The organism is Pseudomonas sp. FW306-02-D09B, assembly GCF_058782685.1.
Genome location: NZ_JBYSXY010000005.1, coordinates 314,929 through 340,390 on the forward strand (window position 1 = coordinate 314,929; position 25,462 = coordinate 340,390).

Annotated in this window: 21 protein-coding genes; 12 read left to right on the plus strand and 9 right to left on the minus strand. The window is 59.2% G+C overall.

Going from position 1 to position 25,462, the window contains the following annotated elements:
- The first annotated feature begins 29 nt into the window (after positions 1 to 29).
- Positions 30 to 2,801, plus strand: coding sequence for a DNA polymerase I (gene polA, locus AC3WK5_RS11710; RefSeq protein ID WP_103314905.1), 2,772 nt, complete (start codon positions 30 to 32; stop codon positions 2,799 to 2,801).
- A 430-nt stretch (positions 2,802 to 3,231) separates the two neighbouring features.
- On the opposite strand, the gene yihA is transcribed toward polA, so the two are convergent.
- Entirely contained in the window at positions 3,232 to 3,876 is a 645-nt protein-coding gene (gene yihA, locus AC3WK5_RS11715; RefSeq protein WP_103314906.1) for a ribosome biogenesis GTP-binding protein YihA/YsxC, read from the minus strand.
- 191 nt (positions 3,877 to 4,067) lie between these two features.
- Between yihA and AC3WK5_RS11720 the strand changes: the two genes are divergently transcribed.
- The 7 genes from AC3WK5_RS11720 (at position 4,068) to AC3WK5_RS11750 (ending at position 11,444) form a co-directional block, all read left to right on the plus strand.
- Positions 4,068 to 4,358, plus strand: coding sequence for a c-type cytochrome (locus tag AC3WK5_RS11720; protein ID WP_103314907.1), 291 nt, complete (start codon positions 4,068 to 4,070; stop codon positions 4,356 to 4,358).
- 46 nt (positions 4,359 to 4,404) lie between these two features.
- Complete coding sequence (locus AC3WK5_RS11725; RefSeq protein ID WP_054594950.1) at positions 4,405 to 5,010, plus strand: c-type cytochrome; 606 nt, start codon at positions 4,405 to 4,407, stop codon at positions 5,008 to 5,010.
- A gap of 200 nt (positions 5,011 to 5,210) precedes the next feature.
- Positions 5,211 to 5,840 (plus strand): thiol:disulfide interchange protein DsbA/DsbL, encoded by a 630-nt coding sequence (locus tag AC3WK5_RS11730; protein ID WP_103314908.1) that lies wholly within the window; start codon positions 5,211 to 5,213, stop codon positions 5,838 to 5,840.
- A gap of 12 nt (positions 5,841 to 5,852) precedes the next feature.
- On the plus strand, positions 5,853 to 6,731 hold the full coding sequence (locus AC3WK5_RS11735) for an endonuclease/exonuclease/phosphatase family protein (protein WP_054594952.1): 879 nt from the start codon (positions 5,853 to 5,855) through the stop codon (positions 6,729 to 6,731).
- Positions 6,728 to 8,875: a diguanylate cyclase gene (locus AC3WK5_RS11740; RefSeq protein WP_103314909.1), complete on the plus strand. Its 2,148-nt coding sequence runs from the start codon at positions 6,728 to 6,730 to the stop codon at positions 8,873 to 8,875. The genes AC3WK5_RS11735 and AC3WK5_RS11740 overlap by 4 nt, the downstream gene beginning before the upstream one ends.
- 99 nt (positions 8,876 to 8,974) lie before the next feature.
- Entirely contained in the window at positions 8,975 to 9,754 is a 780-nt protein-coding gene (locus AC3WK5_RS11745) for an N-acetylmuramoyl-L-alanine amidase (RefSeq protein WP_054594954.1), read from the plus strand.
- A gap of 76 nt (positions 9,755 to 9,830) precedes the next feature.
- On the plus strand, positions 9,831 to 11,444 hold the full coding sequence (locus AC3WK5_RS11750; protein WP_054598211.1) for an EAL domain-containing protein: 1,614 nt from the start codon (positions 9,831 to 9,833) through the stop codon (positions 11,442 to 11,444).
- Between the two features lie 7 nt (positions 11,445 to 11,451).
- Here AC3WK5_RS11750 and AC3WK5_RS11755 read toward each other — a convergent pair whose 3' ends face one another.
- The gene (locus AC3WK5_RS11755; protein WP_103314910.1) at positions 11,452 to 13,242 is read right to left on the minus strand and encodes an ATP-binding protein; all 1,791 of its coding nucleotides are present in this window, start codon (positions 13,240 to 13,242) and stop codon (positions 11,452 to 11,454) included.
- A gap of 10 nt (positions 13,243 to 13,252) precedes the next feature.
- Positions 13,253 to 14,599 carry a sigma-54-dependent response regulator transcription factor AlgB gene (gene algB, locus AC3WK5_RS11760; RefSeq protein WP_054594956.1) on the minus strand — a complete coding sequence of 449 codons (1,347 nt, stop codon included), beginning with the start codon at positions 14,597 to 14,599 and terminating at the stop codon, positions 13,253 to 13,255.
- 442 nt (positions 14,600 to 15,041) lie between these two features.
- Between algB and AC3WK5_RS11765 the strand changes: the two genes are divergently transcribed.
- The 4 genes from AC3WK5_RS11765 (at position 15,042) to AC3WK5_RS11780 (ending at position 19,016) form a co-directional block, all read left to right on the plus strand.
- Positions 15,042 to 15,329 (plus strand): hypothetical protein, encoded by a 288-nt coding sequence (locus tag AC3WK5_RS11765; protein ID WP_054594957.1) that lies wholly within the window; start codon positions 15,042 to 15,044, stop codon positions 15,327 to 15,329.
- Positions 15,330 to 15,402: 73 nt separating this feature from the next.
- On the plus strand, positions 15,403 to 15,567 hold the full coding sequence (locus AC3WK5_RS11770) for a DUF1328 domain-containing protein (protein ID WP_019694493.1): 165 nt from the start codon (positions 15,403 to 15,405) through the stop codon (positions 15,565 to 15,567).
- 763 nt (positions 15,568 to 16,330) lie between these two features.
- Positions 16,331 to 17,662, plus strand: coding sequence for a glutamate/aspartate:proton symporter GltP (gene gltP, locus AC3WK5_RS11775; protein ID WP_054594958.1), 1,332 nt, complete (start codon positions 16,331 to 16,333; stop codon positions 17,660 to 17,662).
- 124 nt (positions 17,663 to 17,786) lie between these two features.
- Entirely contained in the window at positions 17,787 to 19,016 is a 1,230-nt protein-coding gene (locus tag AC3WK5_RS11780) for a nucleoside recognition domain-containing protein (RefSeq protein ID WP_054594959.1), read from the plus strand.
- A 169-nt stretch (positions 19,017 to 19,185) separates the two neighbouring features.
- Here AC3WK5_RS11780 and AC3WK5_RS11785 read toward each other — a convergent pair whose 3' ends face one another.
- The 6 genes from AC3WK5_RS11785 to AC3WK5_RS11810 form a co-directional block, all read right to left on the minus strand.
- On the minus strand, positions 19,186 to 19,824 hold the full coding sequence (locus tag AC3WK5_RS11785; protein ID WP_103314911.1) for an ABC-type transport auxiliary lipoprotein family protein: 639 nt from the start codon (positions 19,822 to 19,824) through the stop codon (positions 19,186 to 19,188).
- On the minus strand, positions 19,821 to 20,759 hold the full coding sequence (locus tag AC3WK5_RS11790) for an MlaD family protein (RefSeq protein WP_054594961.1): 939 nt from the start codon (positions 20,757 to 20,759) through the stop codon (positions 19,821 to 19,823). The genes AC3WK5_RS11785 and AC3WK5_RS11790 overlap by 4 nt, the downstream gene beginning before the upstream one ends.
- A gap of 1 nt (position 20,760) precedes the next feature.
- The gene (locus tag AC3WK5_RS11795) at positions 20,761 to 21,564 is read right to left on the minus strand and encodes an ABC transporter ATP-binding protein (RefSeq protein WP_103314912.1); all 804 of its coding nucleotides are present in this window, start codon (positions 21,562 to 21,564) and stop codon (positions 20,761 to 20,763) included.
- Positions 21,561 to 22,706: an ABC transporter permease gene (locus tag AC3WK5_RS11800; protein WP_103314913.1), complete on the minus strand. Its 1,146-nt coding sequence runs from the start codon at positions 22,704 to 22,706 to the stop codon at positions 21,561 to 21,563. The genes AC3WK5_RS11795 and AC3WK5_RS11800 overlap by 4 nt, the downstream gene beginning before the upstream one ends.
- A gap of 54 nt (positions 22,707 to 22,760) precedes the next feature.
- The gene (locus AC3WK5_RS11805) at positions 22,761 to 23,804 is read right to left on the minus strand and encodes a DUF5924 family protein (protein WP_103314914.1); all 1,044 of its coding nucleotides are present in this window, start codon (positions 23,802 to 23,804) and stop codon (positions 22,761 to 22,763) included.
- 231 nt (positions 23,805 to 24,035) lie between these two features.
- Complete coding sequence (locus AC3WK5_RS11810) at positions 24,036 to 25,412, minus strand: M16 family metallopeptidase (protein WP_103314916.1); 1,377 nt, start codon at positions 25,410 to 25,412, stop codon at positions 24,036 to 24,038.
- Positions 25,413 to 25,462: the final 50 nt, after the last annotated feature.

Sequence of the window (25,462 nt, forward strand, 5' to 3'; positions counted from 1 at the left end):
CGGACCCGCCGAAAAGGTTGATCCTGCTCATGAGCCAAGCCCCCCTCGTCCTGGTGGACGGTTCTTCTTACCTGTACCGCGCCTTTCATGCGCTGCCACCGTTGACCACGTCCAAAGGCCTGCCGACCGGCGCAGTCAAGGGCGTGCTGAACATGCTCAAGAGTCTGCGCAAGCAGTACCCGGACAGCCCGTTCGCCGTGGTATTCGACGCCAAGGGCGGAACATTTCGCGATGACCTGTACGCCGAGTACAAAGCCAATCGTCCCAGCATGCCCGATGACATGCGTGTGCAGATCGAGCCATTGCATGCGAGCGTGATTGCCTTGGGCTTTCCGTTGCTGTGCGTCGATGGTGTTGAGGCCGACGACGTGATCGGCACGCTGGCCCGCAGCAGCGCGGCCGCCGACCGTCCGGTGGTGATCTCGACGGGCGACAAGGACATGGCGCAGCTGGTCGACGGGCACATTACCTTGGTCAATACCATGACCGGTAGCGCGATGGATGTGGCTGGCGTGAAGGAGAAATTCGGCGTCGCTCCCGAGCAGATCATCGATTACCTGGCACTGATGGGCGATTCCTCTGACAACATTCCAGGCGTACCGGGCATTGGCCCAAAGACGGCGTCCGGCCTGCTGGTGGGTGTGAACGGCGGCCTGACCGAGCTCTATGCGCAACTCGATATCGTCCCGACGCTGCCGATTCGTGGTGCCAAAACGTTGCCTGCCAAGCTTGAAGAACACAAGGAGATGGCGTTCCTCTCCTATCAACTGGCGACCATCAAGGTCGATGTGCCGCTGGACGTTGGTCTGGACGACTTGCACCTGCGCGAGCCAGACCGTGAAAAGCTCGCCGAGCTCTATACCCTGCTCGAGTTCAAGAGCTGGTTCGAGGAAGTTCAGCGTGATGCCAAGCGAGCGGGCCAGGAAGTGGTCGCGGCGGTTGAAGAAGCCGTGACCGGCGACGATGGGCCCCAGTACACAACGATCCTCACCCAGGCAGATTTCGACGTCTGGCTGAAGAAGCTGCAAAACGCCACGCTGTTCGCCTTCGATACCGAAACCACGGGCATCGATGCGCAGCAAGCGCAACTTGTCGGGCTGTCGTTCGCTGTGCAGGCCAACGAAGCAGCCTACATTCCGTTGACCCATTCCTACATGGGCGTGCCGGATCAACTGGATCGCGACACGGTGTTGCGCGCACTGAAGCCGATTCTGGAAGACCCGAGCAAACTCAAGGTCGGCCAGCACGCCAAGTTCGACATGAACATCCTGGCCAACTGCGCCATCGGTGGCGATCAGAGCAGCGGCATCATGGTGCAAGGCATCGCCTTCGACACCATGCTCGAGTCCTACGTGCTGGATTCGACCGCGACCCGTCACGACATGGACAGCCTGGCGCTCAAGTATTTGGGCTACACCACCACCAGCTTCCAGGACATCGCGGGCAAGGGCGTCAAGCAACTGACCTTCGACCAGATCTCGCTGGAGCTGGCCGGGCCATACGCCGCCGAAGATGCCGACGTGACGCTGCGTCTGCATCAGACCCTGCATGAAAAACTCGATGCCATTCCAAGCCTGAGCAAAGTCCTCAGTGAAATCGAGATGCCGCTGGTGCCAGTGTTGGCGCGTATCGAGCGCCAGGGCGCGTTGGTCGACGCCAACCTGCTGGGCATCCAGAGCGTTGAACTGGGCGATAAGCTGGTCGCGCTGGAGCGTGAGGCGTTCGCCATTGCCGGTGAGGAGTTCAACCTCGGTTCGCCGAAGCAATTGGGCGTGATCCTCTACGAAAAACTCGGGCTGCCGATTCTCAGCAAAACCGCCAAGGGCCAGGCTTCGACTGCCGAAGCGGTACTCGCGGAACTGGCCGAGCAGGATTACCCGCTGCCCAAGGTATTGATGCAGTACCGCTCCTTGAGCAAGCTGAAAAGCACCTACACCGACCGTCTGCCAGAGCAGATCAATCCGCGCACCGGGCGGATTCACACGTCCTACCATCAAGCGGTGGCAGCGACCGGTCGCTTGTCTTCCAGCGATCCAAACCTGCAGAACATTCCGATTCGTACTGCCGAAGGTCGACGGATTCGTCAGGCGTTCATTGCCCCCAAAGGCTACAAGCTGCTGGCGGCGGACTATTCGCAAATCGAACTGCGGATCATGGCCCACCTGGCCAAGGACGAAGGGCTGTTGCACGCCTTCCGCAATGATCTGGACGTGCACAAAGCCACCGCTGCCGAGGTGTTCGGGGTTGAGCTGGCGGACGTCACCACCGATCAGCGGCGCAGCGCCAAGGCGATCAACTTCGGCCTGATCTACGGCATGAGCGCATTTGGCCTGGCCAAGCAGATCGGCGTCGACCGCAAACAGTCCCAAGCCTATATCGACCGTTATTTCGCCCGCTATCCAGGCGTGCTCGAATACATGGAGCGCACCCGCGCCCAGGCGGCCGAGCAGGGTTTCGTCGAAACCATATTCGGTCGTCGCCTGTACCTGCCGGACATCAACGCGAAAAACCCGGCCCTGCGCAAAGGCGCCGAGCGCACGGCAATCAACGCGCCGATGCAAGGCACTGCGGCGGACATCATCAAGAAGGCCATGGTGGCGGTGGATAACTGGCTGCTGACCTCGGGTCTGGACGCCAAAGTGATTCTGCAGGTGCACGATGAATTGGTACTTGAGGTTCGCGAAGACCTGATTGACCAGGTTCGTGAGGAAATTCGCGTTCACATGAGCAGTGCAGCGACCCTGGATGTACCACTTTTGGTGGAAGTCGGCGTTGGAAATAACTGGGATGAAGCGCACTAAGCCGGTGTGAGGCGCTTTTTCGGGGATAGCGCCGCGGCGTAGTGTCGCGGCAAGTCATCGGCGAAGGGCTCTTAGTTCGGAAAATTCTTGGGGTTATTCCCAATAGGTTTTGAAATTAACCGGAACTAAATCTGTGAAGCGCCACTCAGAGTTACTGAATGGGTGGTGAAGCCCTTCGATGCTCCTATGTTGTGTTAAGTGTTGGCAGATATCTGGACCCCGCCCTAGCGGTCCGGAAACTTAGACCCCGAATTTCTCTCTCCCCATACGAAATTCGGGGTTTTTTTTGCCCGCAAACTGCCTGCGCGTCGCTCATGCTGCGTTAAAAACAGGCTCGCAATGCTCATTTAGGGCCCTAAAGTCGTGTGCGACCCCAGCCGTTGCTCGCCTGTTTTTGCCTTGCCTGAGCGCTGCGCAGACAGCTTGCGCCTTACTCTGCGGCCGTCTCGGCGCCCTTGTCGGCCAGTTCCATCCAGTTCGCCAATACGGTGTAGGCGTCTTCGAGGCCCAGGCGTTTTGGTGCCGAGAACAGCTGGATGGTCACGGTTTCGCCCCAGCCTTTACGGATTTCTGCCTGAACTTTGAGCAAGGTGTTCTTCGCTGCGCCATAGGTCAGTTTGTCGGCCTTGGTCAGCAGAATGTGCATCGGCATGCCGCTGGCCACGGCCCAGTCGAGCATCAGCAGGTCGAAGTCGGTCATTGGATGACGGATGTCCATCATCAGAATCAGTCCTTTCAGACTCTCGCGGCTACCCAGATACGCTTCCAGGTGGCGCTGCCAGTGTTGCTTCAGCGGGATGGGTACTTTCGCATAACCGTAACCCGGCAGGTCGACCAGACGGCGTTCATCGTCTAGCTTGAAGAAGTTCAAGAGTTGCGTGCGGCCTGGTGTTTTCGAGGTGCGCGCCAGGCTGGCGTGAGTCAGGGTGTTCAGGGCGCTGGATTTGCCGGCGTTGGAACGCCCGGCGAAGGCCACTTCAAAGCCTTCATCGTCAGGACATTGGTCGACTTTGGCGGCGCTGAGCATGAAGGTGGACTGTTGGCACAGGCCGAGGATGGGGTTCTTGAGTTGCATGGGATTTCCGATGTGGGCGGTGCCGAGATTGGTCGCAAAGAGCAGCGTCGTTTCCGTTTCAGTGACGCCAGTATATAATGCCGCAGATTTTGTGTGCGCTTTGTCCCGGCGTAGGATGAAGTTCACGAGAGCGATTAACCTTGATTGCGCACTAGAACGCAGCACGCTCTCAACCCTGAAAAGGTCGTTTTATGACGAAATGGCTGCTAGCTGCCGGTGTCTTGATGCCGCTTTACAGCGCTCAGGCTACACAGGATCCGGAAGCTGTGTACAACCGTGTTTGTGGAGCCTGTCATTCCGGCCAACTCCCAACGGCGCCTCAAAAGGGCGACAAGGAAGCTTGGGCGCCAAGACTGGCGCAAGGTATGGAGACGCTGGTGCAACACGTGACCCAGGGTTTCAAGGCGATGCCGCCGCGTGGTTTGTGCATGGACTGCAGTGCCGAGGATTACCGAGCAATCATCCAGTGGATGAACGAGTGATCCCGGTCCATAACTCTTTAACCCTTAGCCGTAGTTGGATTAGCTGATGAACAAATTGATCGTGAGTCTGCTGTTGACCCTGGGGATCTCCGGCATAGCCCATGCTGCAGGCGATGCGACTGCTGGTCAGGCGAAAGCCGCAGTATGTGGCGCCTGTCATGGCCCGGACGGCAATAGCATGGCGCCAAACTTTCCAAAGCTGGCGGGTCAGGGTGAGCGTTACCTGAACAAGCAACTGCACGACATCAAGTCGGGCAAGCGCACCGTTCTGGAGATGACCGGCCTGCTGACCAACCTGAGCGATCAGGACCTGGCTGACCTTGCTGCCTACTTCTCCAGCCAGAAAGGCAGCGTCGGCGCAGCAGATCCTAAAGTCGTGGCTCACGGTGAAGAGTTGTTCCGTGGTGGCAAACTGGACCAGGGCATGCCGTCTTGCACCGGTTGCCACTCGCCTAATGGCGCGGGCAACGCCGCTGCTGCCTTCCCGCATCTGGGCGGCCAGCACGCTCAATACATCGCCAAGCAGCTGACTGATTTCCGCGAAGGTAACCGTACCAACGACGGCGACACGAAAATCATGCAGAGCATTGCTGCAAAATTGAGCAACAAGGACATCGAAGCGGTGTCCAGCTACATTCAGGGCCTGCACTAAGGTCGGTTGAGCGGGCGTTGCGCAGGGTGTTGATCTCGCGCAATGTTAACGCTCGATTAATCCTTCGATGCAAACATAAAAAGGGTGGCTTAGGCTGCCCTTTTTTGTGGCTGCTGCCGTTACACTAGAGCACTAATGCCCGCCATGATCTGCCAGAAAACAGGTCGCGCGAGGCGACCCAATTTGTTCAGGAGTAAAGCATGCGTAATCTGATTCTCAGCGCCGCACTCGTCACTGCCAGCCTGTTTGGTATGACCGCCCAAGCTGCCGAACCGCTTGAAGCCGGTAAACAATATGTCGAATTGGGCAGCGCCGTTCCGGTGGCTGTGCCTGGCAAGATCGAAGTCGTGGAGCTGTTCTGGTATGGCTGCCCGCACTGCTATGCATTCGAGCCGACCATCAATCCCTGGGTTGAAAAACTGCCTGCAGACGTGAACTTCGTGCGTATTCCGGCCATGTTCGGCGGTATCTGGAACGTTCACGGCCAGCTGTACATCACCCTGGAAGCGATGGGCGTGGAGCACAAGGTCCATAAAGCCGTCTTCGAAGCGATCCACAGTGGCAAGAAGCTCGCTACCCCGGAAGAAATGGCTGAGTTCCTGGCCGGCGAAGGTGTCGACAAAGAGAAGTTCCTGAGCACCTACAACTCGTTCGCCGTCAAAGGCAAAGTTGAAGATGCCAAGAAAAAGGCTCAGGCCTATCAGATCTCTGGCGTACCAACCATGGTCGTGAACGGCAAATACCGCTTCGATCTGGGCACTGCCGGTGGTCCTGAAGGCACCTTGAGCGTGGCCGATCAGCTAATCGCCAAGGAGCGCGCCGCTAAGTAAGCGGCGCCCGCCATGCGCCGCTGGGGTACTGAACGTCTCGTTGGTCTGCATGATCCGCAGGTCAACGAGCATCATCTGGAGTCCTCGGGCTTGCCTGCAGACAGCCGTCTGCGTTTGCTCAGTTTCAACATCCAGGTCGGTATCAGTACCGAGCGTTATCGGCATTACCTGACCCGTAGCTGGCAGCATTTGCTGCCGCACACCGGGCGAGCGGATAACCTGCAGAAAATCGGCAATCTGCTGGGCGACTACGATCTGGTCGCTTTGCAGGAAGCCGATGGCGGCAGCCTGCGGTCAGGCTACGTCAATCAAGTCGAACACCTGGCCCAGCTCGGTGCCTTCCCCTACTGGTATCAACAACTCAATCGCAACCTGGGCCGCCTCGCCCAGCACAGCAATGGCGTGCTCAGTCGATTGCGCCCATGGGCGATTGAAGATCATCCGCTGCCGGGGCCCAAGGGCCGTGGTGCGATTCTTGTGCGGTTTGGCGAAGGACCGGATGCGCTGGTGGTCGTGATGATGCACCTCGCGCTGGGGGCGCGCGTGCGGACGATGCAGTTGGCCTACATCCGCGAGCTGATCGGTGACTACAAGCATCAGGTGCTGATGGGCGACATGAACACCCACGCCAGTGACCTGCTGCAAACCTCTCCACTGCGAGACCTGGGCCTGCTTGCGCCGCAAGTCGAAGCGACTTTCCCGAGCTGGCGCCCGCAACGCTGTCTTGACCATATTCTGCTCAGCCCTACGCTGGTCCTTGAACGGGTCGAAGTGCTGGCGCAACCGATTTCTGATCACCTGCCCGTCGCGGTAGAGATTCGTCTGCCGGGTTCGCTCACGGTCGATGCATTGCCCGCGCTGAGTCCTGCCCTTCGCGGAACCCCTGAATGAGCGACGAAGCACAGCGCTGGAAAGAGAAATACCTCAAAAGTATCGAACAACAGGAAAAGCTCGAGCGTCGTTGGGATGCCCGCCTCGACTTGCTGCGTCGCGGACTGGTTCGCAGCACGCTGGCGGCCGAGGGCACCGACCGTGCGGTTGACCAGTGCATGAAGGAAATGCGCGAAGTCATCCGCACCAACGATATGGATGCTGGATTGGCGGCATTGCTGCCACGCCTGGAGAAAGCGGTACTCGACTCCGAGCAGCGGCGCGAGACTCGGGTCAATCAAGTCAGCGCTGCGTTGACCGCCCTGGTCAGTCAGCTCCAGGCGTTGCCGTTGCCGCGCGAGATCAGCCGCCCGCTCAAGACCTTTGCCAAGCAGCTCGACGGACGGGTTGGCCAGGCACGTGAAATCCCCCTGTTGCTCGGTGAGCTCAGTGGTCTGCAAGGTCAGGCGCTGAACCTGCTGGATAACCCTGCCGAGCCAAGCCGCCCAGGTTTGCTGCAGCGTTTGTTTGGCGGTAGAGAGGCGGATGCTCAGGCTTCAGAAGCCGGTGCGCTACAACACGAAGCGCCTGCTCCGAGCCCTGTTGAGCAAGTGTCGGCACCTGTAACAGAGGCGACAGCCGAGCCGGTGCATGAATCACCAGTGCCGTTGCCGATCCAGGTTATTAGCCCCGCTGTACACGAAATCCCGGCGCCCACCGCGCAGGTGCCGCACGCTGTGATTGCAGAGTCGGAGCCGTTGGCAGCTCAGTCGCTGGAAGAAGCAAAGCCAGCACCTGACGTGGTGGCTTTTGTTCCTCCAGTACTGGCCGTCGAAGCTGCGCGTGGCAAAGCGCAGGTAGCGGAACAGAATCTGCCGGATGTGGATACGCCGGAAGAACCGCAGATATCCCCGACACCCGACCCGGTGACGGCTGCTGATTCAGTGGCGATCAATCCCGACGAGCTGACATCCGAGGTCCCTCGGACGGGGGATGAAGCTTCGCCGTTAATTGATAGCCTTCCTCCCCTGCCGGCGATGGCAGAAGCCTTGGCTACGCTGGACCCGGAGCATCCTGAGCAGGATGTTCTTTACGCACTGCCCGACTCGCCGGAGCCGTCCTACAGCTCGGTGGCCAAACACATCGAGAGCACGCTGCTGGGGCTGCTGGACGATTTGTCGCTGCCCGAGCGTCACCGTCCGCAGGCCGAGGCGATGCGCGATCGGCTGCAAAATGGCTTGAATTGGTACGAACTGCTGCCGATCCTCGATGATCTGGCGGTTTTGATGCTGGCGATCACTGACAGTGGTCAGCATGAGTTCGAGGTTTATCTCAAGCAACTCAATGAGCGATTGGAGTCCTTCCAAAGCAACCTGCAAGCCGCCAGTGAGGGTCATGCCGACAACCGCTCTGCTGCGCGGGAGATGGACACGCAGATCCGTGAGCAGGTCGATGGCTTGCAGAGCAGCATGCAGGACGCCGCCGATCTGGAGGGCCTCAAGCATGTGCTGGAGAACCATCTGGAAGGGTTGCTCGGCACCATGGATCAGCACCAGAAACAGCGCGACGAGCGTGAGCAGGAGGTTGCGGCACGTCTACAAGGCTTGGCCGAGCGAGTTGCGAGCATGGAGCAGGAGGCTCAGGGTTACCGCGAGCACCTGGAAGAGCAACGTCAGAAAGCCCTGGTCGATCCGCTGACCGGTTTACCGAACCGGGCGGCCTGGAGCGAGCGTCTGGAGCACGAGATTGCCCAGTGGCAGCAACACGGAAACTCGCTGTTGCTGGCGATGCTCGATCTCGACCACTTCAAGCGCATCAACGATAACTACGGTCACCTGGCCGGCGACAAAGTGCTGAAGATCATTGCCAACGTGCTGCGCAAGCGCCTGCGCGGTACGGACTTCATTGCCCGTTTCGGTGGTGAGGAGTTTGTCTTGCTGGTGCCCAATACCCCTTTGGCTGTCGGCGCCAGGTTGGCAGAAACCCTGCGCGCGGCTATCGAAGCCTGCCCGTTTCATTTCAAAGGTGAGCGCGTGACGATCACGGTTTCCATGGGAATGACGGCGTTCAAAGCGGGAGAACACAGCGATCTTGTGCTGAAAAGAGCCGATCAGGCGCTTTACCGGGCAAAAAATGCCGGCCGAAACCGAGTGGAGCTGGGCTGACGATAAGTGATCCATCGGGTTAAATGCCAGGCTTTGCCGGTCCAGAAGAAGGCGGTACGTTACACTGTTGCATTACTATCTCAGCGTATTGTCCAGATCATGAAATCGATTCCTCTGCTTTTGGTACTTCTGGTCCTGGCGGGTTGCGCCAGCGGTCCGCGAATCGACACCAACCATCCGTCGGTGAACTTCGACAATCGTGTGCAGTTTATCGTGGTGCATTACACCACCGCCTCGCAGGAGCGTTCGTTGGCGCTGTTGACCCATGGCGAGGTCAGCAGCCATTACCTGGTGGGCGATGACAAGAGCGCCACTATTTTCAAGTTGGTGGATGAAAGCCGTCGGGCCTGGCATGCCGGGGAAAGCGAGTGGCAGGGCCGGACCTGGCTGAACTCAAGCTCGATTGGCATCGAAATCGTCAATCCGGGATTTCACGATACGCCTGCCGGGCGCGTCTGGTATCCCTACAGCGAGGCGCAGGTTCAGTCTTTGATTTTCCTGATCAAGGACATCAGCAAGCGCAACAACATCAGCCCGCGAAACATCATTGGCCACAGTGACATCGCGCCGCTACGCAAGCTTGATCCGGGTCCGTTGTTCCCGTGGAAGCGTCTGGCCGACGAAGGGCTGGTGGTCTGGCCCGATGCCCAGGCCGTAGCGCGTCAGCAGGCGTTATTCGAAGCACAACTTCCGAGCATCACCTGGTTTCAGGAAGAGCTCGCGCGTCTGGGCTATACAACGCCGCAGACCGGTGAACTGGATGTGGCCACCCGGCATGTGCTGACAGCTTTCCAGATGCACTATCGACCTTCACGGTTTGACGGTACGCCAGACGCGCAAAGCGCCGCGATTCTGCAGGTGCTCAACCAGACAAAATAATGACGCCCGCCCGACGGTCAGGGCTATTTTCTGATCAGTAGCTATAACTCATTGGTAATCCTTCGGATATTCAATGATGGCAGTCGCTGGCGAAACCCTGCGCAGTTGGTTCTATCGCCCTTGGTCTTTGGCGATACTAGCGGCTGCGCTGAGTGCGGCCTTGCTGTTGGCTGGCAGCCTCGGGGTGGCGCAGCGGCAGGTCCAGCAACGTGAAAGCGAACAGATGAATGCTCAGGGCGAACGCTTTCTGGAGCGTCTGGAGCAACTGTTCGGTCAACTGCGCGAAGGCCTGGATGACCTGGAAGCGCAGCCGTTGCGTAACTGTGATGCAGACATGATCGCGACCTTGCAGCAGGTCAGTTTCAATTACCGCTTCGTCTATGAAGCGGCCTATATCGATAGCACGCAATTTTGTTCGAGCCGACCGCGGCAGGATGGGCTTTCGGCAATCCGACCGCCGGACATCAAAGGGCCGACCTACAGTTATTGGCTCAACACCTCGACCGAGCCCGATGAAGACCGTGCAGCGCTGATGTTGGGACGCGGTAATTTTCGCGTCGCTACCTCCCGAGGGCATTTGACCGACATGGTTGATCTCACGCCCGGCAGCAGCCTGTTGGTGGTGGTCGATCATGGCGCTCGGGCGATCCCGGTACTCGGCACACCACAAGCCTGGCCACTCAGCGACCCTTGGTCGTCCTTCAGCAGTGAACCGTTGCAGGTCACGAAAACCCGGCTGATCTATCGCATGCCGACCAACAATCCCGAGTACCAGTTGGTGTTGATCAGCCCTCGAACCGCATCGCACCTGCCCACGCTGTGGTGGTGGTTGGTGCCGGCAAGCCTGGTGCTGGGCTTGAGCATTGGCGGTTTGGTGTTTTTGATGGCCCGCCAGCGGCAATCGTTGGGCGGTGAGTTGCAGGGAGCCCTCAAGCGGGGGGAGTTACAGGTCCTGTATCAGCCGATCTTCGATCTCAAGAGCCGTCACTGTGTCGGTGCCGAAGCCTTATTGCGCTGGCGCCGGCCGGACGGCACGCTCACCAGCCCGGACCTGTTTATTCCCATGGCGGAAGACTCCGGGCAGATCCGTCAGATCACTGACTTCGTGTTGCAGCGATTGCTTGAACAGCTCGGTAAGTTACTGCGCGCCAACCCGCAGTTGTATATTTCGGTCAACCTGGCGGCCTGCGACGTCATGGTGCCGCGGGTTGGCCAGGTCATGGCAGGCTTGCTGGCCACGCACCGGGTCGCTGCGCGGCAGATCGCATTTGAGGTGACCGAGCGCGGGTTAATCGATGTGGTGGTCGCACGGGAGAACCTGCAAGCGTTGCGCGATGCCGGGCATCAAGTGTTGATCGACGACTTTGGCACCGGTTATTGCAGCCTGGCTTACCTGCAAACCCTGCCAGTGGACTACCTTAAAATCGACAAGGCTTTCATTGATGCGCTGGGCCACGACGCCGCCAGCAGCGGCGTGGCGCCGCACATCATTCGCATGGCGCATGCCTTGCAGCTCAAGGTGATTGCCGAAGGTATCGAACATGAAGCCCAGGCCACGTTGCTGAGCAGTGAGGGAGTGAATTACGGCCAAGGCTGGTTGTTCGCCCATGCCTTGACCGCGACGCAGTTCATTGAACTGATCACCCGAGGCCGTCGGTTGGCGTCACGGCGGTTGGATGACGAGGCGTGATCGCTCGTTAGAGTGGCAGTGCCATATAGAACTGGGTGCCCTGTCCCGGCCGGGAATATACGCCCATGCGACCACCGTGCAGCTGCACGATCTCCTTGCACAGTGCCAGACCGAGCCCGGCGCCGCCCTTCTTGCGCCCGACTTGAACGAAGGGTTCAAAAATCCGCCCCTGCTGGCCGTAAGCGATGCCTTCGCCATTGTCCTCGACGCTGACGATCACCCTTTCGCCGTGCCGGCGAGCCTGCAAGCGTATTTGCCCATGGTGGCTGGTATGGCGTAGCGCGTTGTCGATCAGGTTGTCCAGAACCCGGTCGAGTTGCGCCTGATCGGCCTGCAGGCGCGGGAGTGGTGTGTGCACTTCCACCAGCAACTCGATGCTTTGCTCATTAGCCCGCTCGGCGAAACGCTCCTGTGCCTGCTCCAGCAGGTCATCGATGTTGCACGGCGCCAGGGTGAGTTTTTGTAGACCATTCTGATAACGCGAGAAGTTCAGCAGGTCGTTGATCAACTGCATCAAACGCTGCATTTCCTCATTCACCGTGTTCAACAGGTCGGCTTCGCGAGAGTCCTCGGTAAAGTGCGCGCGCTCGCGGAACAGGCCGAAGGCCATGTGCATGCCGGTGACCGGCGTACGCAGCTCATGGGAGGCACGCAGTACGAACTCGCTGCGCACCCGTTCAAAGGCCCGTTGCTCGGTGACATCGTGCAGCACCATGACGGCGCCGAGGATATGCCCCTGGGGATGAATGACCGGCGTCAGGCTGTAGGTCAACAGCCGCGACTCGCCATCGACTTCGATGCTCAGGTCTTCAGGCGCACGCTCCAGCGTTCCACCGCGCAGTACCGTTTGTAGTTGTTCATCGAGCTCCGGCCGTTGGAGTGCGGTGCCCAGGCCTTGGCCGAGGCGGCCTTCGTCCCAGCCCAATTGACGCTGTGCAACCGGATTAAGGTGCTCCAGTTGGCCCTGACGATCAATCATCAGCAAACCGTCATCGATGCTGTCGAGCACGGCTTGCAAGCGTTGCTGACCGGCGAGCAGTTCATCGACATTGGTTGCCTGATGCTCGCGCAAGGCTTCGGCCATGATCCCGAAGCGCCGGGTGAGCTGGGTCAGTTCCACCGCCGGGGAAATCGGCAGGGTGACATCGAAGTTACCCTGGCCGATGTTATCCGCGGCCTTGGCGAGTGCCTCGATCGGCTCACCGAAGCGCCGGGCGATGCCGTGAGCGGTGATGAAGCCGATGGCCAGTACTGCCAACCCGACCAGTCCGAGCAAACCGGCAATCAGCAGTGCATGTTCGCGGGCATTGCGCTGGGTCTCGTCGATGTTGTCCAGGGCCTGTTTGTGTTCGGCAACAAGGCCGTTGCGCAGCACGTTGAACTTTTCGGTGAGGTCCCGATTGCCGGCGAGCTTGCCGGACGGTTCCTGCGTGAGGCTGAAGGCCTTGAGAAAGGACAGGTAGTCCGTGCGGGCCTGCTCGAAGCCGTGATGCTCGCCATTGAAACTGTTTTCATGCTCGATGCCTTGATCCAGCAGCTCGAAGTAGCGCCGTTCAGAGGATTCCAGTGCCTCAAGGTCGGGCTTTATGCTGAGCATGTTGATCAACTGATCGTCCAGGGTCTGGCGCAGCTTGAGTTCCAGGTCGAGGGTGATGAAGTTGTCGCGGATCAATGCTTCCTGATTACCGGCTATCTGCATCACGCTGACCAGCCCGAGTACCAGGCCGAGCAACGCCACGGTGATCAGTGCCGAGATACTCAGAAACAGCCGTGTGCGCAACTTCATCGCCAGCTTCATAAGGTGTTGCTCACAGGTTGTACTGCTTGCGTTTGCGGTACAGCGTCGAGGCGTCGATACCCAGGGTCTTGGCTGCTTGATCGAGGGTGCCGGCGCTGGCCAGTACCGCGCCGATGTGGGCTTTCTCCAATTCATCCAGGCTTAGCGCCGCTCCGATTCTGGGAGCGTTGCTGGTGGTTTGCTCGGCCATGCCCAAATGGCTGATCTCGACTCGCTCCTGTGGGCAAATGATGCTTGCTCGTTCGACCACGTTACGCAGTTCGCGGATGTTGCCTGGCCAGCGATAGCCGAGCAGCGCCTCGCGTGCTTCGTCGCTGAAGACACGAGCCGGCCGCGCGTACTCCTTGACGAAGCGTGCCAGGAAGCGCTCGGCCAGGGCCAGAATGTCCTCGGTTCGTTCGCGTAGTGGCGGCAGGTGCAAGGTGATGACGTTCAGCCGGTAGAGCAGGTCTTCGCGGAAACGACCGTCGCGAGTCATGTCTTCAAGATTGAGGTTGGTGGCGGCGAGGATTCGCACATCGGCGCGACGGGTCACCGGGTCGCCGACCCTTTCGTATTCCTTGTCCTGAATGAAGCGCAGCAGTTTGGGCTGCAAGGCCAGCGGAAAATCGCCGATCTCATCAAGAAACAATGTACCTCCGTCGGCCTGATTAACCCGGCCGAGGGTACTTTCGCTGGCACCGGTAAATGCCCCGCGGCTGTGGCCGAAGAGCTCGCTTTCCATCAGCTCGGTTGTCAATGATGGGCAGTTGATGGTGATGAAGGATTTCTTCGCGCGTTTGCTCCAGCCGTGAATGGCCCGGGCCAGTTCGCCTTTACCGGTACCGGATTCGCCGAGTATCAGAATATTGGCATCGGTGCTGGCGACCTGGCGGGCGGTTTCCAGTACGACTTTCATCGCCGGGCTGTGGGAATCCAGGCCATCGTTGGGTTTGCGGACTTCACCTTCGAGGGCTTCAAGGCGTGCCGAGAGCTGGCGCATTTCCAGTTGTTTGGCGGTGGCCAGGCGCAATTGGTCAGGGCTGCAAGGTTTGACCAGATAGTCGGCGGCGCCGGCCTGGATAGCATCGACGGCGGTGTCCACGGCCGAGTGTGCGGTGACGATCACTACGCGCATCCAGGGCGCCTGCACACGCATTTGCGCCAGGACGTCGAGACCGTTGTCCTCGCCCAGACGCAGGTCAAGGAAGCACAGGTCGAAGACCTGCCGTTGCAACAAGGCGTCGGCCTGGGCCGCGCTGTTGGCGGTGGCAACGCTATAGCCTTCGTCTTCCAGGCAGTAGCGGAAGGTGCGCAGGATGGCGGATTCATCATCTACCAGCAAAATGCGGCCTTGATGCTCGGTGGCGGATTCCATTTTTCCTACGCTCCTTAAATGAATGCTCTTAATTTAGTCTCGGAAAAATCGGGCAAGTTGCATGGTTTATTCTGGGCGCTTCTCATCAGAATGGGGTAGTTGTCTGTCGGGATTTATAATAACTATATGATTTTAATGGTTTTTATTCTTTGTCTGACGGCCTCGACGTTTTCCCGTCTCTTTTTCTGACATCCGTATCCCTTCATACATTCCAAAAATTTTCGATTTCCTGCAAATCGATCGTGCATTACGCACGATCTTCTGCGGGGCATCGTGCAGGATGCGTCCGAATGCACTTTGCTAATCAATATATCTATTTGATTTTGTTGTGTTTATTTCTGTTCTGAAGCTGGCATGCAGGCTGCAATGGTCTGGTTAAGTCGGGGGCATTTTAAGAAGAAGCCCCCCTGACCAATAACCACCAGTGTGGGAGGAGTTTCGGATGAATCGCCAACGTGCCGCCCAATTGCGTATCTCGCCACTGTCTATCCAGCAAGGGATGTTTGCCGTGTTTGCCTTGTTGATCACCTTGATCGGCGGCCAGCAGTTCTTGCGCTGGGAACAAAGCCAGCAGCCAGAGGCAGCGATTGCGCCGACTCATCACTTGACCCAAACCCATTTCAGCGCAGTAGGCAGTCGGCCTGCTGGTGCAGCCTCAATGCGAATGATGAGTGTGGACCAGGCAGAACCTGGTGCCGTGGCGCTGCGTCAGGACCGTTGGGTGTTCTAGGTAACTGGCTCGGCGCGATGTTCATGTGCCGGGAATAGCAACACCTCTAAATAGAAGCGTAAGGAGAATCACCATGTTGAGCTGGGCGATTACATTTTTGATTATTGCCATTGTCGCTGCCGTACTGGGCTTCGGTGGTATCGCGGGCACCGCCACGGGTATCGCCAAGATTCTCTTTGTCGTGTTCCTGGTGATGTTTGTTGCTTCGTTCATCTTTGGCCGTCGTGGTCGAGGCTGATCGTGGGCATTTGCTTGAAGACAGACCCGAACGGGTAGCGGGTTTGAAAAACAGAAGGAGGTCAGCAATACCTCTTTCCTCTGCGCCCACCCGAGGAGGGTGCGCGCATGGCCAAGGGGCCGGGACGTTCTGATTGCTTCAGAATTGGAGTGACCTACGGGTACAGGGAGTACCCGCGCAAGGGCCGGGTCAGGACAAGCAGCGCCGCATATTTGACCGTCATTCATGACGTGACAAATCTGCGGCGCGCTTATATGTGCAAAGCATTGACCTAGAGCTGCCAAACCATTTTTATCGCTACTCCGGCCGGCAAAAAAACCATCGGTGTTCTTCACAAAACATTTCGCAGTGTTTCCGGGTGACCGTATATCGACAAATTTGGCGCTGATTGCTGCTCACAATTCACTACGGCGCGTAGGATTTTTCCTTGGTTTTTGTCCATATTCCGTTGCTCAAAAAACGATCAACCCCCTCTACGATGGCCGGTTCACGGCACTTATGCCTGCCGAAATGTCGTATTCGAACCGGTTGGGACGGCGGTTTGCTTTGAAAAAGCTCATGCCGATTCGGCATAGGGTAGGCGTTTACGGCATTAGACGTCGCTCCTGTGCATCGGAATAGTTGCGCCTTTTTTATCTGCCAGAGAGCCGTAATTACGCGCTCCGGGCGACCTTATCCGGGGGCAGATGCACAGACTTTTCCGCCATTGGGCGTTCCAGTTTGTGCATCTTCCCGAGTCCATTTATAAGAAAAGGGTAATGATATGAAGAAGGCAAAGCTGAGCCTCGCTTGGCAGATCCTCATCGGTCTGGTACTGGGCATTGCAATCGGTGCGTTGCTCAACCACTTCAGTGCGGAAAAAGCCTGGTGGATCAGTAACGTCCTGCAACCGGCGGGCGATATCTTTATCCGTCTGATCAAGATGATCGTGATCCCTATCGTGATCTCCTCGCTGGTCGTCGGCATTGCCGGTGTGGGTGATGCGAAGAAGCTGGGGCGCATTGGTCTCAAGACCATCATTTACTTCGAAATCGTCACTACCATCGCCATTCTGGTCGGCCTGGTGCTGGCCAACGTGTTCCACCCGGGTTCCGGCATCGACATGAGCACCCTGGGCACTGTGGATATTTCCAAGTACCAGGCGACCGCGGCCGAGGTTCAGCATGAACACGCGTTCATCGAAACCATCCTCAACCTGATTCCATCGAACATCTTTGCCGCCATGGCGCGTGGCGAGATGCTGCCGATCATCTTCTTCTCGGTGTTGTTCGGTCTTGGTCTGTCGAGCCTGCAATCGGACCTGCGCGAGCCGCTGGTGAAGATGTTCCAGGGCGTCTCGGAAAGCATGTTCAAGGTCACTCACATGATCATGAACTACGCCCCGATCGGCGTGTTCGCACTGATCGCAGTGACCGTTGCCAACTTCGGTTTCGCGTCCCTGCTGCCGCTGGCCAAACTGGTGATCCTGGTTTACGTCGCCATCGCCTTCTTCGCCTTCGTAGTGCTGGGCCTGATTGCTCGCCTGTTCGGTTTCTCGGTGATCAAGCTGATGCGCATCTTCAAGGATGAGCTGGTGCTGGCCTACTCCACCGCGAGCTCCGAAACCGTGCTGCCGCGCGTGATCGAGAAGATGGAAGCCTACGGTGCACCGAAAGCTATTTGCAGCTTCGTGGTGCCAACCGGTTACTCGTTCAACCTCGACGGTTCGACCCTGTACCAGAGCATCGCGGCGATCTTCATTGCCCAGCTGTACGGTATCGACCTGTCGATCAGCCAGCAGTTGCTGCTGGTACTGACGCTGATGGTCACCTCCAAAGGTATCGCCGGCGTGCCGGGCGTGTCGTTCGTGGTTCTGCTGGCAACGCTGGGCAGTGTCGGGATTCCATTGGAAGGCCTGGCGTTCATCGCCGGTGTCGACCGCATCATGGACATGGCCCGTACCGCACTGAACGTGATCGGCAACGCCTTGGCTGTGCTGGTTGTCTCCCGTTGGGAAGGTATGTACGACGACGCCAAGGGCCAGCGCTACTGGAACTCCCTGCCGCACTGGCGCAGCAAAGAGAAGCTGCCGGCTGGCGAGGCTTCCCGCAACTGACAGTGCCCTCTGTAGGCGCCCCCCGCTCCTACAAGTAGAGCCAAACAAACCCCGGAGAAATCCGGGGTTTGTCGTTTCTGCCCACCCCGCTATCATTCGCGGCATCTTCTGGGGGATTTGACTGATGCTCAATGGCCTGTGGCTTGGCTTTTTCATCGTGGCGGCCGTTTCGGCACTCGCGCAGTGGCTGATTGGCGGCAATGCCGGGATCTTCGCGACGATGGTGGAAAGCATCTTCGCCATGGCCAAGCTGTCGGTCGACGTCATGGTGTTGCTGTTCGGCACCCTGACCCTCTGGCTGGGCTTTCTGCGGATCGCTGAAAAAGCCGGGATCGTCGACTGGCTGGCCAAGGCGCTGGGCCCACTGTTCCTGCGCCTGATGCCCGAAGTGCCGGCGGGTCATCCGGCCATCGGCCTGATCACCCTCAACTTTGCTGCCAACACCCTGGGGCTCGACAATGCCGCTACGCCGATTGGTCTCAAGGCGATGCGTGCGTTGCAGGAGCTCAATCCCAGCACCACGGTCGCAAGCAATGCACAAATCCTGTTCCTGGTGCTTAACGCCTCGTCCCTGACCCTGCTGCCCGTGACTATCTTCATGTACCGCGCCCAGCAAGGTGCGGCCGACCCGACGCTGGTGTTCCTGCCGATTTTGCTGGCGACCAGTTGTTCAACCATCGTCGGTCTGCTGTCGGTATCGTTCATGCAGCGTCTGAGACTGTGGGACCCGGTTGTGCTGGCCTATCTGATTCCGGGTGCGCTGCTGCTGGGTGGCTTCATGGCGCTGTTGACGGCGCTCTCAGCCACTGCCCTGGCGAGCCTGTCATCGATCCTCGGCAACCTGACGATGTTCGGGATGATCATGCTGTTTCTGGTGATTGGCGCGCTGCGCAAGGTCAAGGTCTACGAAGCGTTCGTCGAAGGTGCCAAAGAAGGCTTCGATGTCGCCAAGAACCTGCTGCCGTATCTGGTAGCGATGCTCTGTGCGGTGGGCGTATTGCGCGCGTCCGGGGCGCTGGACTTCGGTCTGGACGGGATTCGCCATCTGGTGCAGTGGGCCGGATGGGACACGCGTTTCGTCGATGCCCTGCCGACCGCGATGGTCAAGCCGTTCTCCGGCAGCGCTGCACGGGCGATGCTGATCGAAACCATGAAGACTCAAGGCGTCGACAGCTTCCCGGCGCTGGTGGCAGCGACTATTCAAGGCAGTACCGAAACCACGTTCTATGTGCTGGCGGTGTACTTCGGAGCGGTGAGCATTCAGCGTGCGCGACATGCCGTGGGTTGCGCACTGCTGGCGGAACTCGCCGGGGTGCTGGGGGCGATCGGGGTTTGCTACTGGTTCTTTGGGTAGTCCGCTATCTCTGTGGCGAGGGAGCTTGCTCCCGCTGGGTCGCGTAGCGGCCCTAAAACCTGTGATTACATTCTGTCTGGCACACCGTGCCCAATGGTTTGCGACTGCTTCGCCCGAGCGCGGACCGGCCGGCGGGAGCAAGCTCCCTCGCCACGGGTACGGTGCTGGCTCAGGGCTTCATGGTCGCAGTCTTCTGCCCCTGCTCTACCGTCCACGCAATCACCTGCGCCGTGAGCGTGTCACTGGCCTGACCAAACCCGGTCACCACTGCGGGCACCTTCACATCGCTCAATGGCTGGCGCACTTCGAAGCGGCGGCTGGCGAGGATCCGCTGGTCATTGCCACGCACCAGTAGCGCATCCAGGCTAATGACCACTTGCGCGGTGTTGCCTTGATATTCCGTCTGGAACGCTTGCAGGTTCCCGCCCAGTTCCAGATCCGTCTGCAAGTTGCTGTCGTCGGTGCTGAGCCGCTGTACGCGGCCATCCTGGGCAAACCCGGCGAGCAGCCGATTGCGCAACAGGATCGGCGTAGGATCGCTCCAGCGCGAAGCCTTGTAGCTGCTGATCAGATCGCCTTGAGGGATCACGGCGATTTTTGCACTGTTGAGCACGTCGCTGGCCTGAGGTTTAGACAGACGTAGCGACCACAGCACCGAGTTGGCGTGCATCGATGACGCGGCGTTCAGCGTGGCAGGCAGGCGGTAGACATCCAGCGGGTCAGCCTTGGGTAAAATCGAGCAGGCACTGGTCAGCGCTAAACTCGCCAACAGCGCGCAGTGCGCAAAAGCGCGGTAGACGGGTTTCATGGCGTGAACTCCTTATCCTTGTCTCCGCCCAGCAAGTAACCGCTGGGGTTGGAATCCAGGCGACGAGAGATGGCGCGTAACGAACTCAGGGTGTCGCGCAACTCACGTATGGCCGGGGCCAGGCTGTTGAGCCCCTGCATTCCGTTATTCAGCGCATCCTGATTGTCGGTCAGCAAGCTGTTGATGGTCGCGCTGCTCTGCTCCAGCGACTTCATGGCTTGCTCGGCACTGCCGACCATCTGTTTGCCTTGATCGTTGAGCATGCCGTTGGCGTTGCGCATCAGCGCAGACGTCTGTTCCAGAGTGGCGCTGGCCTGTTTGCCTACCGAGGCCAGTTGCTGCATGGCCTGGCTAAGATCCCCGCGCTGCTCGGCAATGCTTCCGGTGGTTTGCTCCAGGTTCTCAAGGGTTTTGCCCAAGCGGTCGACGTTTTCCGGCGACATCATCTGGTTGGCGCTATGCAGCAACAGGTTGACGCTGCTGATCAGGTCATCACTGTTGTTCAGCAATCGTGAGATGGGCGAAGGAGAGGCAACAATCTCCGGCAAATTACCGTCCTTGCCACGCAGCTCGGGGCTTTGCGGCGTACCCCCGCTGAGCTGGATGATCGAGGTGCCGGTAATCCCGGTCAGCGCCAGTTTCGCCTGGGTGTCTTCCTTGATCGGGGTTTCGCCACCCAGGCGAATCCGCGCCAATACCCGGCGTGGGTCTTTGGGGTCGAGGCGCAAACTCACTACATCGCCGACCTTGATCCCGCTGTACTGCACTGCACTGCCTTTGGACAGACCGCTGACCGCCTCGTTGAAGACGACCTCATAATCCTTGAACTCGCTGTCGACGCTGGACTTGGCCAGCCACAGGCCGAACAGCAATGCACCGGCCACCACCAATACGGTGAACAGGCCGATCAATACATGGTGGGCTCGGGTTTCCATGTCATACCTCGTTAAGCTGTGAAGCGGCTGAAAGCGCCGCGCGGCCGCGTGGGCCGTGGAAGTATTCGTGAATCCACGCGTCGTCGGTTTCCGACACGGTGTCGATGGCGTCGGCCACCAGTACTTTTTTCTGCGCCAGCACCGCGACCCGGTCGGTGATGGTGTACAGCGTATCGAGGTCGTGGGTGACCAGGAAAACACTCAGCCCCAACGCATCACGCAACGTCAGGATCAACTGATCGAACGCCGCGGCGCCGATCGGATCGAGGCCGGCGGTCGGCTCATCGAGGAACAGGATGTCCGGGTCCAGCGCCAAGGCGCGGGCCAGCGCGGCGCGTTTGATCATGCCGCCGGACAGCGAGGCCGGGTACTTGTCGGCAGCCGACAGCGGCAGGCCAGCCAAGGCCAGTTTAACCGCCGCCAGATGCTCGGCGTCGTTGCGACTCAGGCCGGCGTGCTCGATCAAGGGCAAGGCGACGTTTTCGGTCACGGTCAGCGAAGAGAACAACGCACCCTTCTGAAACAACACGCCGAAGCGCCGCTCGACCAGTGAGCGTTCATGCTCCGTCAGGCTCGGCAGGTTTTTGCCAAACACCTTCACCATGCCTTCGCTGGGCTGGCGCAGGCCAACGATGCTGCGCAGCAACACCGATTTGCCGCTGCCTGAACCGCCGACCACGGCGAGAATCTCGCCCTTGTACAAATCCAGGTCGAGGTTTTCATGCACGCTCTGGCGGCCGAAGCGATTGCACAGCCCACGAACTTCGATCACCGCCTCGCAGGGCCTACGGGGTAAACGACTCACCAGCCCATCTCCATAAAGAACAACGCGGCCACCGCATCGAGCACGATCACCACGAAAATCGACTGCACCACGCTGGACGTGGTGTGGGCGCCAACGGATTCAGCGCTGCCACTGACCTTGAAGCCTTCCAGACAACCAATGGAGGCGATCAAAAAAGCGAAGATCGGTGCTTTGACCATGCCAACCAGAAAATGTTGAACGCCGATGTCCGATTGCAGCAAAGAGAGGAACATTGCTGGCGAGATGCCCAGCGATATCGCACAGACCACCCCGCCACCGACAATCCCCGAGAGCATTGCCAGAAAGGTCAGCATCGGCAGCGCCACCAGCAACGCCAACACCCGTGGCACCACCAGCAGTTCCATCGGATCGAGACCCAAGGTGCGGATCGCGTCGATTTCTTCGTTGGCCTTCATCGAGCCGATTTGTGCGGTAAAGGCACTGGCAGTGCGCCCGGCCATCAGGATCGCGGTCAGCAGCACACCAAACTCACGCAGGAACGAGAATGCCACCAGGTCCACGGTAAAAATGCTCGCACCAAAACTGGCGAGTACCGTGGCACCGAGGAAGGCCACGACTGCGCCCACCATGAAGGTCAGCAACGCGACGATGGGTGCGGCGTCGAGGCCGGTTTGTTCGATGTGCGCGACCATCGGCGTGATCCGCCAGCGTTTGGGGCGAAACAGGCTGCGAGCGATGGTTTCCAGGATCAGCCCGACAAACCCCAACAGTTGCAGCGTGTCCTGCCAGACCGCATTGACCGCGCGCCCGATGCGGGTCAGCAGTTGAATGCCGACACTGATTTCGGGCTCTTTGATGGGGATGCAGAAGTCAGTCAGCGAGCAATAGACGGTTTGCAGCAGCGCGCGGTCGGCTGCGGACAGGCTGCAGTCGGGGTGCTCGGCGGACTTGCCGAGGCGCTCGGCGCCGAGCAGCTCGACCAGCAGCGAGGCGCCGGCGGTGTCGAGCGCGCCGAGGCCGTTGAGGTCGATGGGGGTTCGGTCGTCGTACTGACCTTTGAGAGTGTTGCTCAGGCGTTTGAGGTCGGCGTAATGGACAAGCGTCCAGTCACCCGTGACCCGCAACCGCGCAGGGGTGTTCGAAGTATCGAGTTGGGCACTGCCGGCAATTGTGCTGCTCATAATCTCCGTGCTTGTTCGACTGATACGCAGTGCTACGTAATAGCATGATCCCGGCTATTTTGCCTCGCTCGGCGTCGTGCCGTTTTGACTGGCGTCGGTCACCTCAAAGCGCAGTACGCCGATCACCTGACCGTCTTCAGTCAGTACCCTTACTTGCCAGTCGCCTGCCGGGTTGCCGGGGAAGTTCTGTTTATGGCTCCAGGCCCGGTAGCCTTCCTTGCGTCCGCCGTGGATATCCAGTGCGATGCGGTCGACCTCTTGGCCGTTGAACTGCCAGACGTGATAAATCCGCTCGTCGAGCCCGCGCGGTGCGTTGATCGCGGTGTAGGCGTACAGGCCATCGGGGCGCAGCTGGGCGACGCTGACTTCATTGTGGCTGTCGCCGGGTGTACGGTCTTGTAGTTGTGTGCTGATTGCCACTTGCGTCATCCACAACGTGGCCGGCGGCACCCAGGAACGCAGCAACCAGCCGGCGCAGCCGATGGCCAGGGTGATGCTGAGCACGCTCAGGGCACCGCGGATCGTGCGAATCGGAAAGATCGACGCCAGGCTTGGAAAGGACAGCAGCATCGCAGTGCCAAGAGCCAGTTTGAAACTCTGGGCGGTGGTCAGGTTCAGGATGATCGGCAATGCCGTCAGCAGCACGGCAAACAGCGTCAGGGTGTGCATCGCCAGGAACAGCCAGCGGCGCGGCGCCAGCCATTTGTAATACAGCGGGTCGGTGATCGAAACCAGCGCCGCCGCTCCGAGCAGCCCGGTGAACACCAGTTGCCCACTGTTCCAGGTGGTAGTGATGAAAAAGAACGGCAAGACGAAGAACAGACTTTCCTGATGAATCATCTGCGTCGCATAGCGCAACAACGGCTGCGGGATCTCACGCTTGAAGACTTTGGTGAACAGCTCCGTCAGGCTGTTTTCCAGCATCAGCCAGAGCCAGCTGACCAGCATGATGGTTGCAATCCAGGTTGCCAGGCTTTGTTGGCGGTCGACCAGAATGAAACTGCAGACCCCTGAGATGAAGCCACCGAGCGCAATGACCCCAGGATAGCGCTTCATCAGTTCGAGGATGCGCAGTACGTAACGGGTCAGGATAGGCATTCGGTAGTTCGCAATTGTCGTGGGAAAAAACCCCGACAGGATAACGCTGGCACTCTGATGTTGCGAGGAGCCACTGTGTGACCGGGTACAGCAACTGTGGCGAGGGAGCTTGCTCCCGCTGGGTCGCGAAGCGGCCCTAAAAACTGCCAGCGCGATTGTGAACGTTGAACTCCTGCGACCGTTTGCGGCTGCTGCGCACCCGAGCGGGAGCAAGCTCCCTCGCCACAGTCATCATTTTTTGCGATACAAGCGCCAACTTGGAACGCCCAGCGCCATCAACCCCAATACCCCGCCGAGCAACCACAGCACCTCGTCATAACTGAGCAGCGGCTGCTCGATGCGAATGTAACCCTGCTGTTCGAGCAATTTGCGCAGGGTCTGGTTGGCCTGGTCCAGAGTGACTGTTTGCAGGCGTTTGGCCGGGTCGTCGAAATGTCCGTCCTCATAGTCGCCAATGGCACTCCAGTAGTAGTCGGCCAGCCCGCTGTTGCCTTGCACGGCCCAGGCCTGTCGGGCGATGGCGACCTGTTTCAGGCGTTCAAAGCCTGCGGGGTCGAGGCCGTTCTTGAGCAGATCGGCTTTCAGATCCTCGAGTACCTGCTGCGCTTGTGGCAGATCATCGCGCTCCAGATCGGCGTTCAGGCTAAGGAAGCCGACACTGCCGAACACTTCGCGTTCGGCCCAGGGGCCGTAGGACAATCCGTGAGCCAGACGCAATTGACGATAAAGCGCCCAGTCGAGGTAGTCCTTGAGCAGGTCGTACGTTTCGTCATATTGGTCCTCAAGCGCCGGTTCCGGGAACAACCAGTGCAGTTTGGCGCCACCCCCCACCCAGCCCTGGATCAGATTGCGTTCGTCGAGCGCCGGGTGCTGGATCTCCGGCAGCGACAAGTGCTCGGTGGGATCAATGGCTTTGAGCTCGCCATAGGTGCGCTCCAGGTAGGCCGGTAGCAGGCGATCGAGCTCACCGACAATAATCAGTGTCATGTTGTTCGGTGCGTACCACTCTTTGCGGACCTTCTCCAATTGTTCGCGGGTCAGGTGCTCTACCTGGGCACGCTCCGAGCACTTCAGGCCCAGCTCCACCGCCAGCTGATTGCTCGCCGTGTGGCCCAGGTCCTGGCGGTCGAGCCAGCGCTGCAAGTGGGAGTAATGGCCGCCATCTTCGCGTTCGACCACCTGTTTGGCCGCGCTGATTGCGTTGTCGTCGAGTCGGGTCTGGGTCAGTAGTGCCAGCAACAGGTCGAGGACTTTGCGTTGATTTTTTGCCGGTGCTTCGATGACGAACGTGGTGTCGGCGTTACTGGTGTAGGCGTTCCATTCGCCACCCAGTGCCTGCATGCGCTCCTCGAGCCCGCCTTCGCCGCTCGCGTCGATGCCACTGAAAAGCAAATGTTCAAGCAGGTGCGGCAGCTCTTTGTCGGCGCAGGCGAAGTCGTCCAGGCCAACGCCGACCACCAGGCGAATCGCCACATGCCCGCGTTCGCTGCCGGGCTTGAGCACTAACTGCAAGCCGTTGGGCAGCGAATAACCTTCGACCTGAAAGCGATCCAGGGCAAATGAGCAGGTGGAACTCAATAGCAGGCACGCAAACAACAGACAGCGCATAGCAACCTTCCTGGCGGGTAAAAGCGATCTTCTAAGTGACTGCTGTCAAC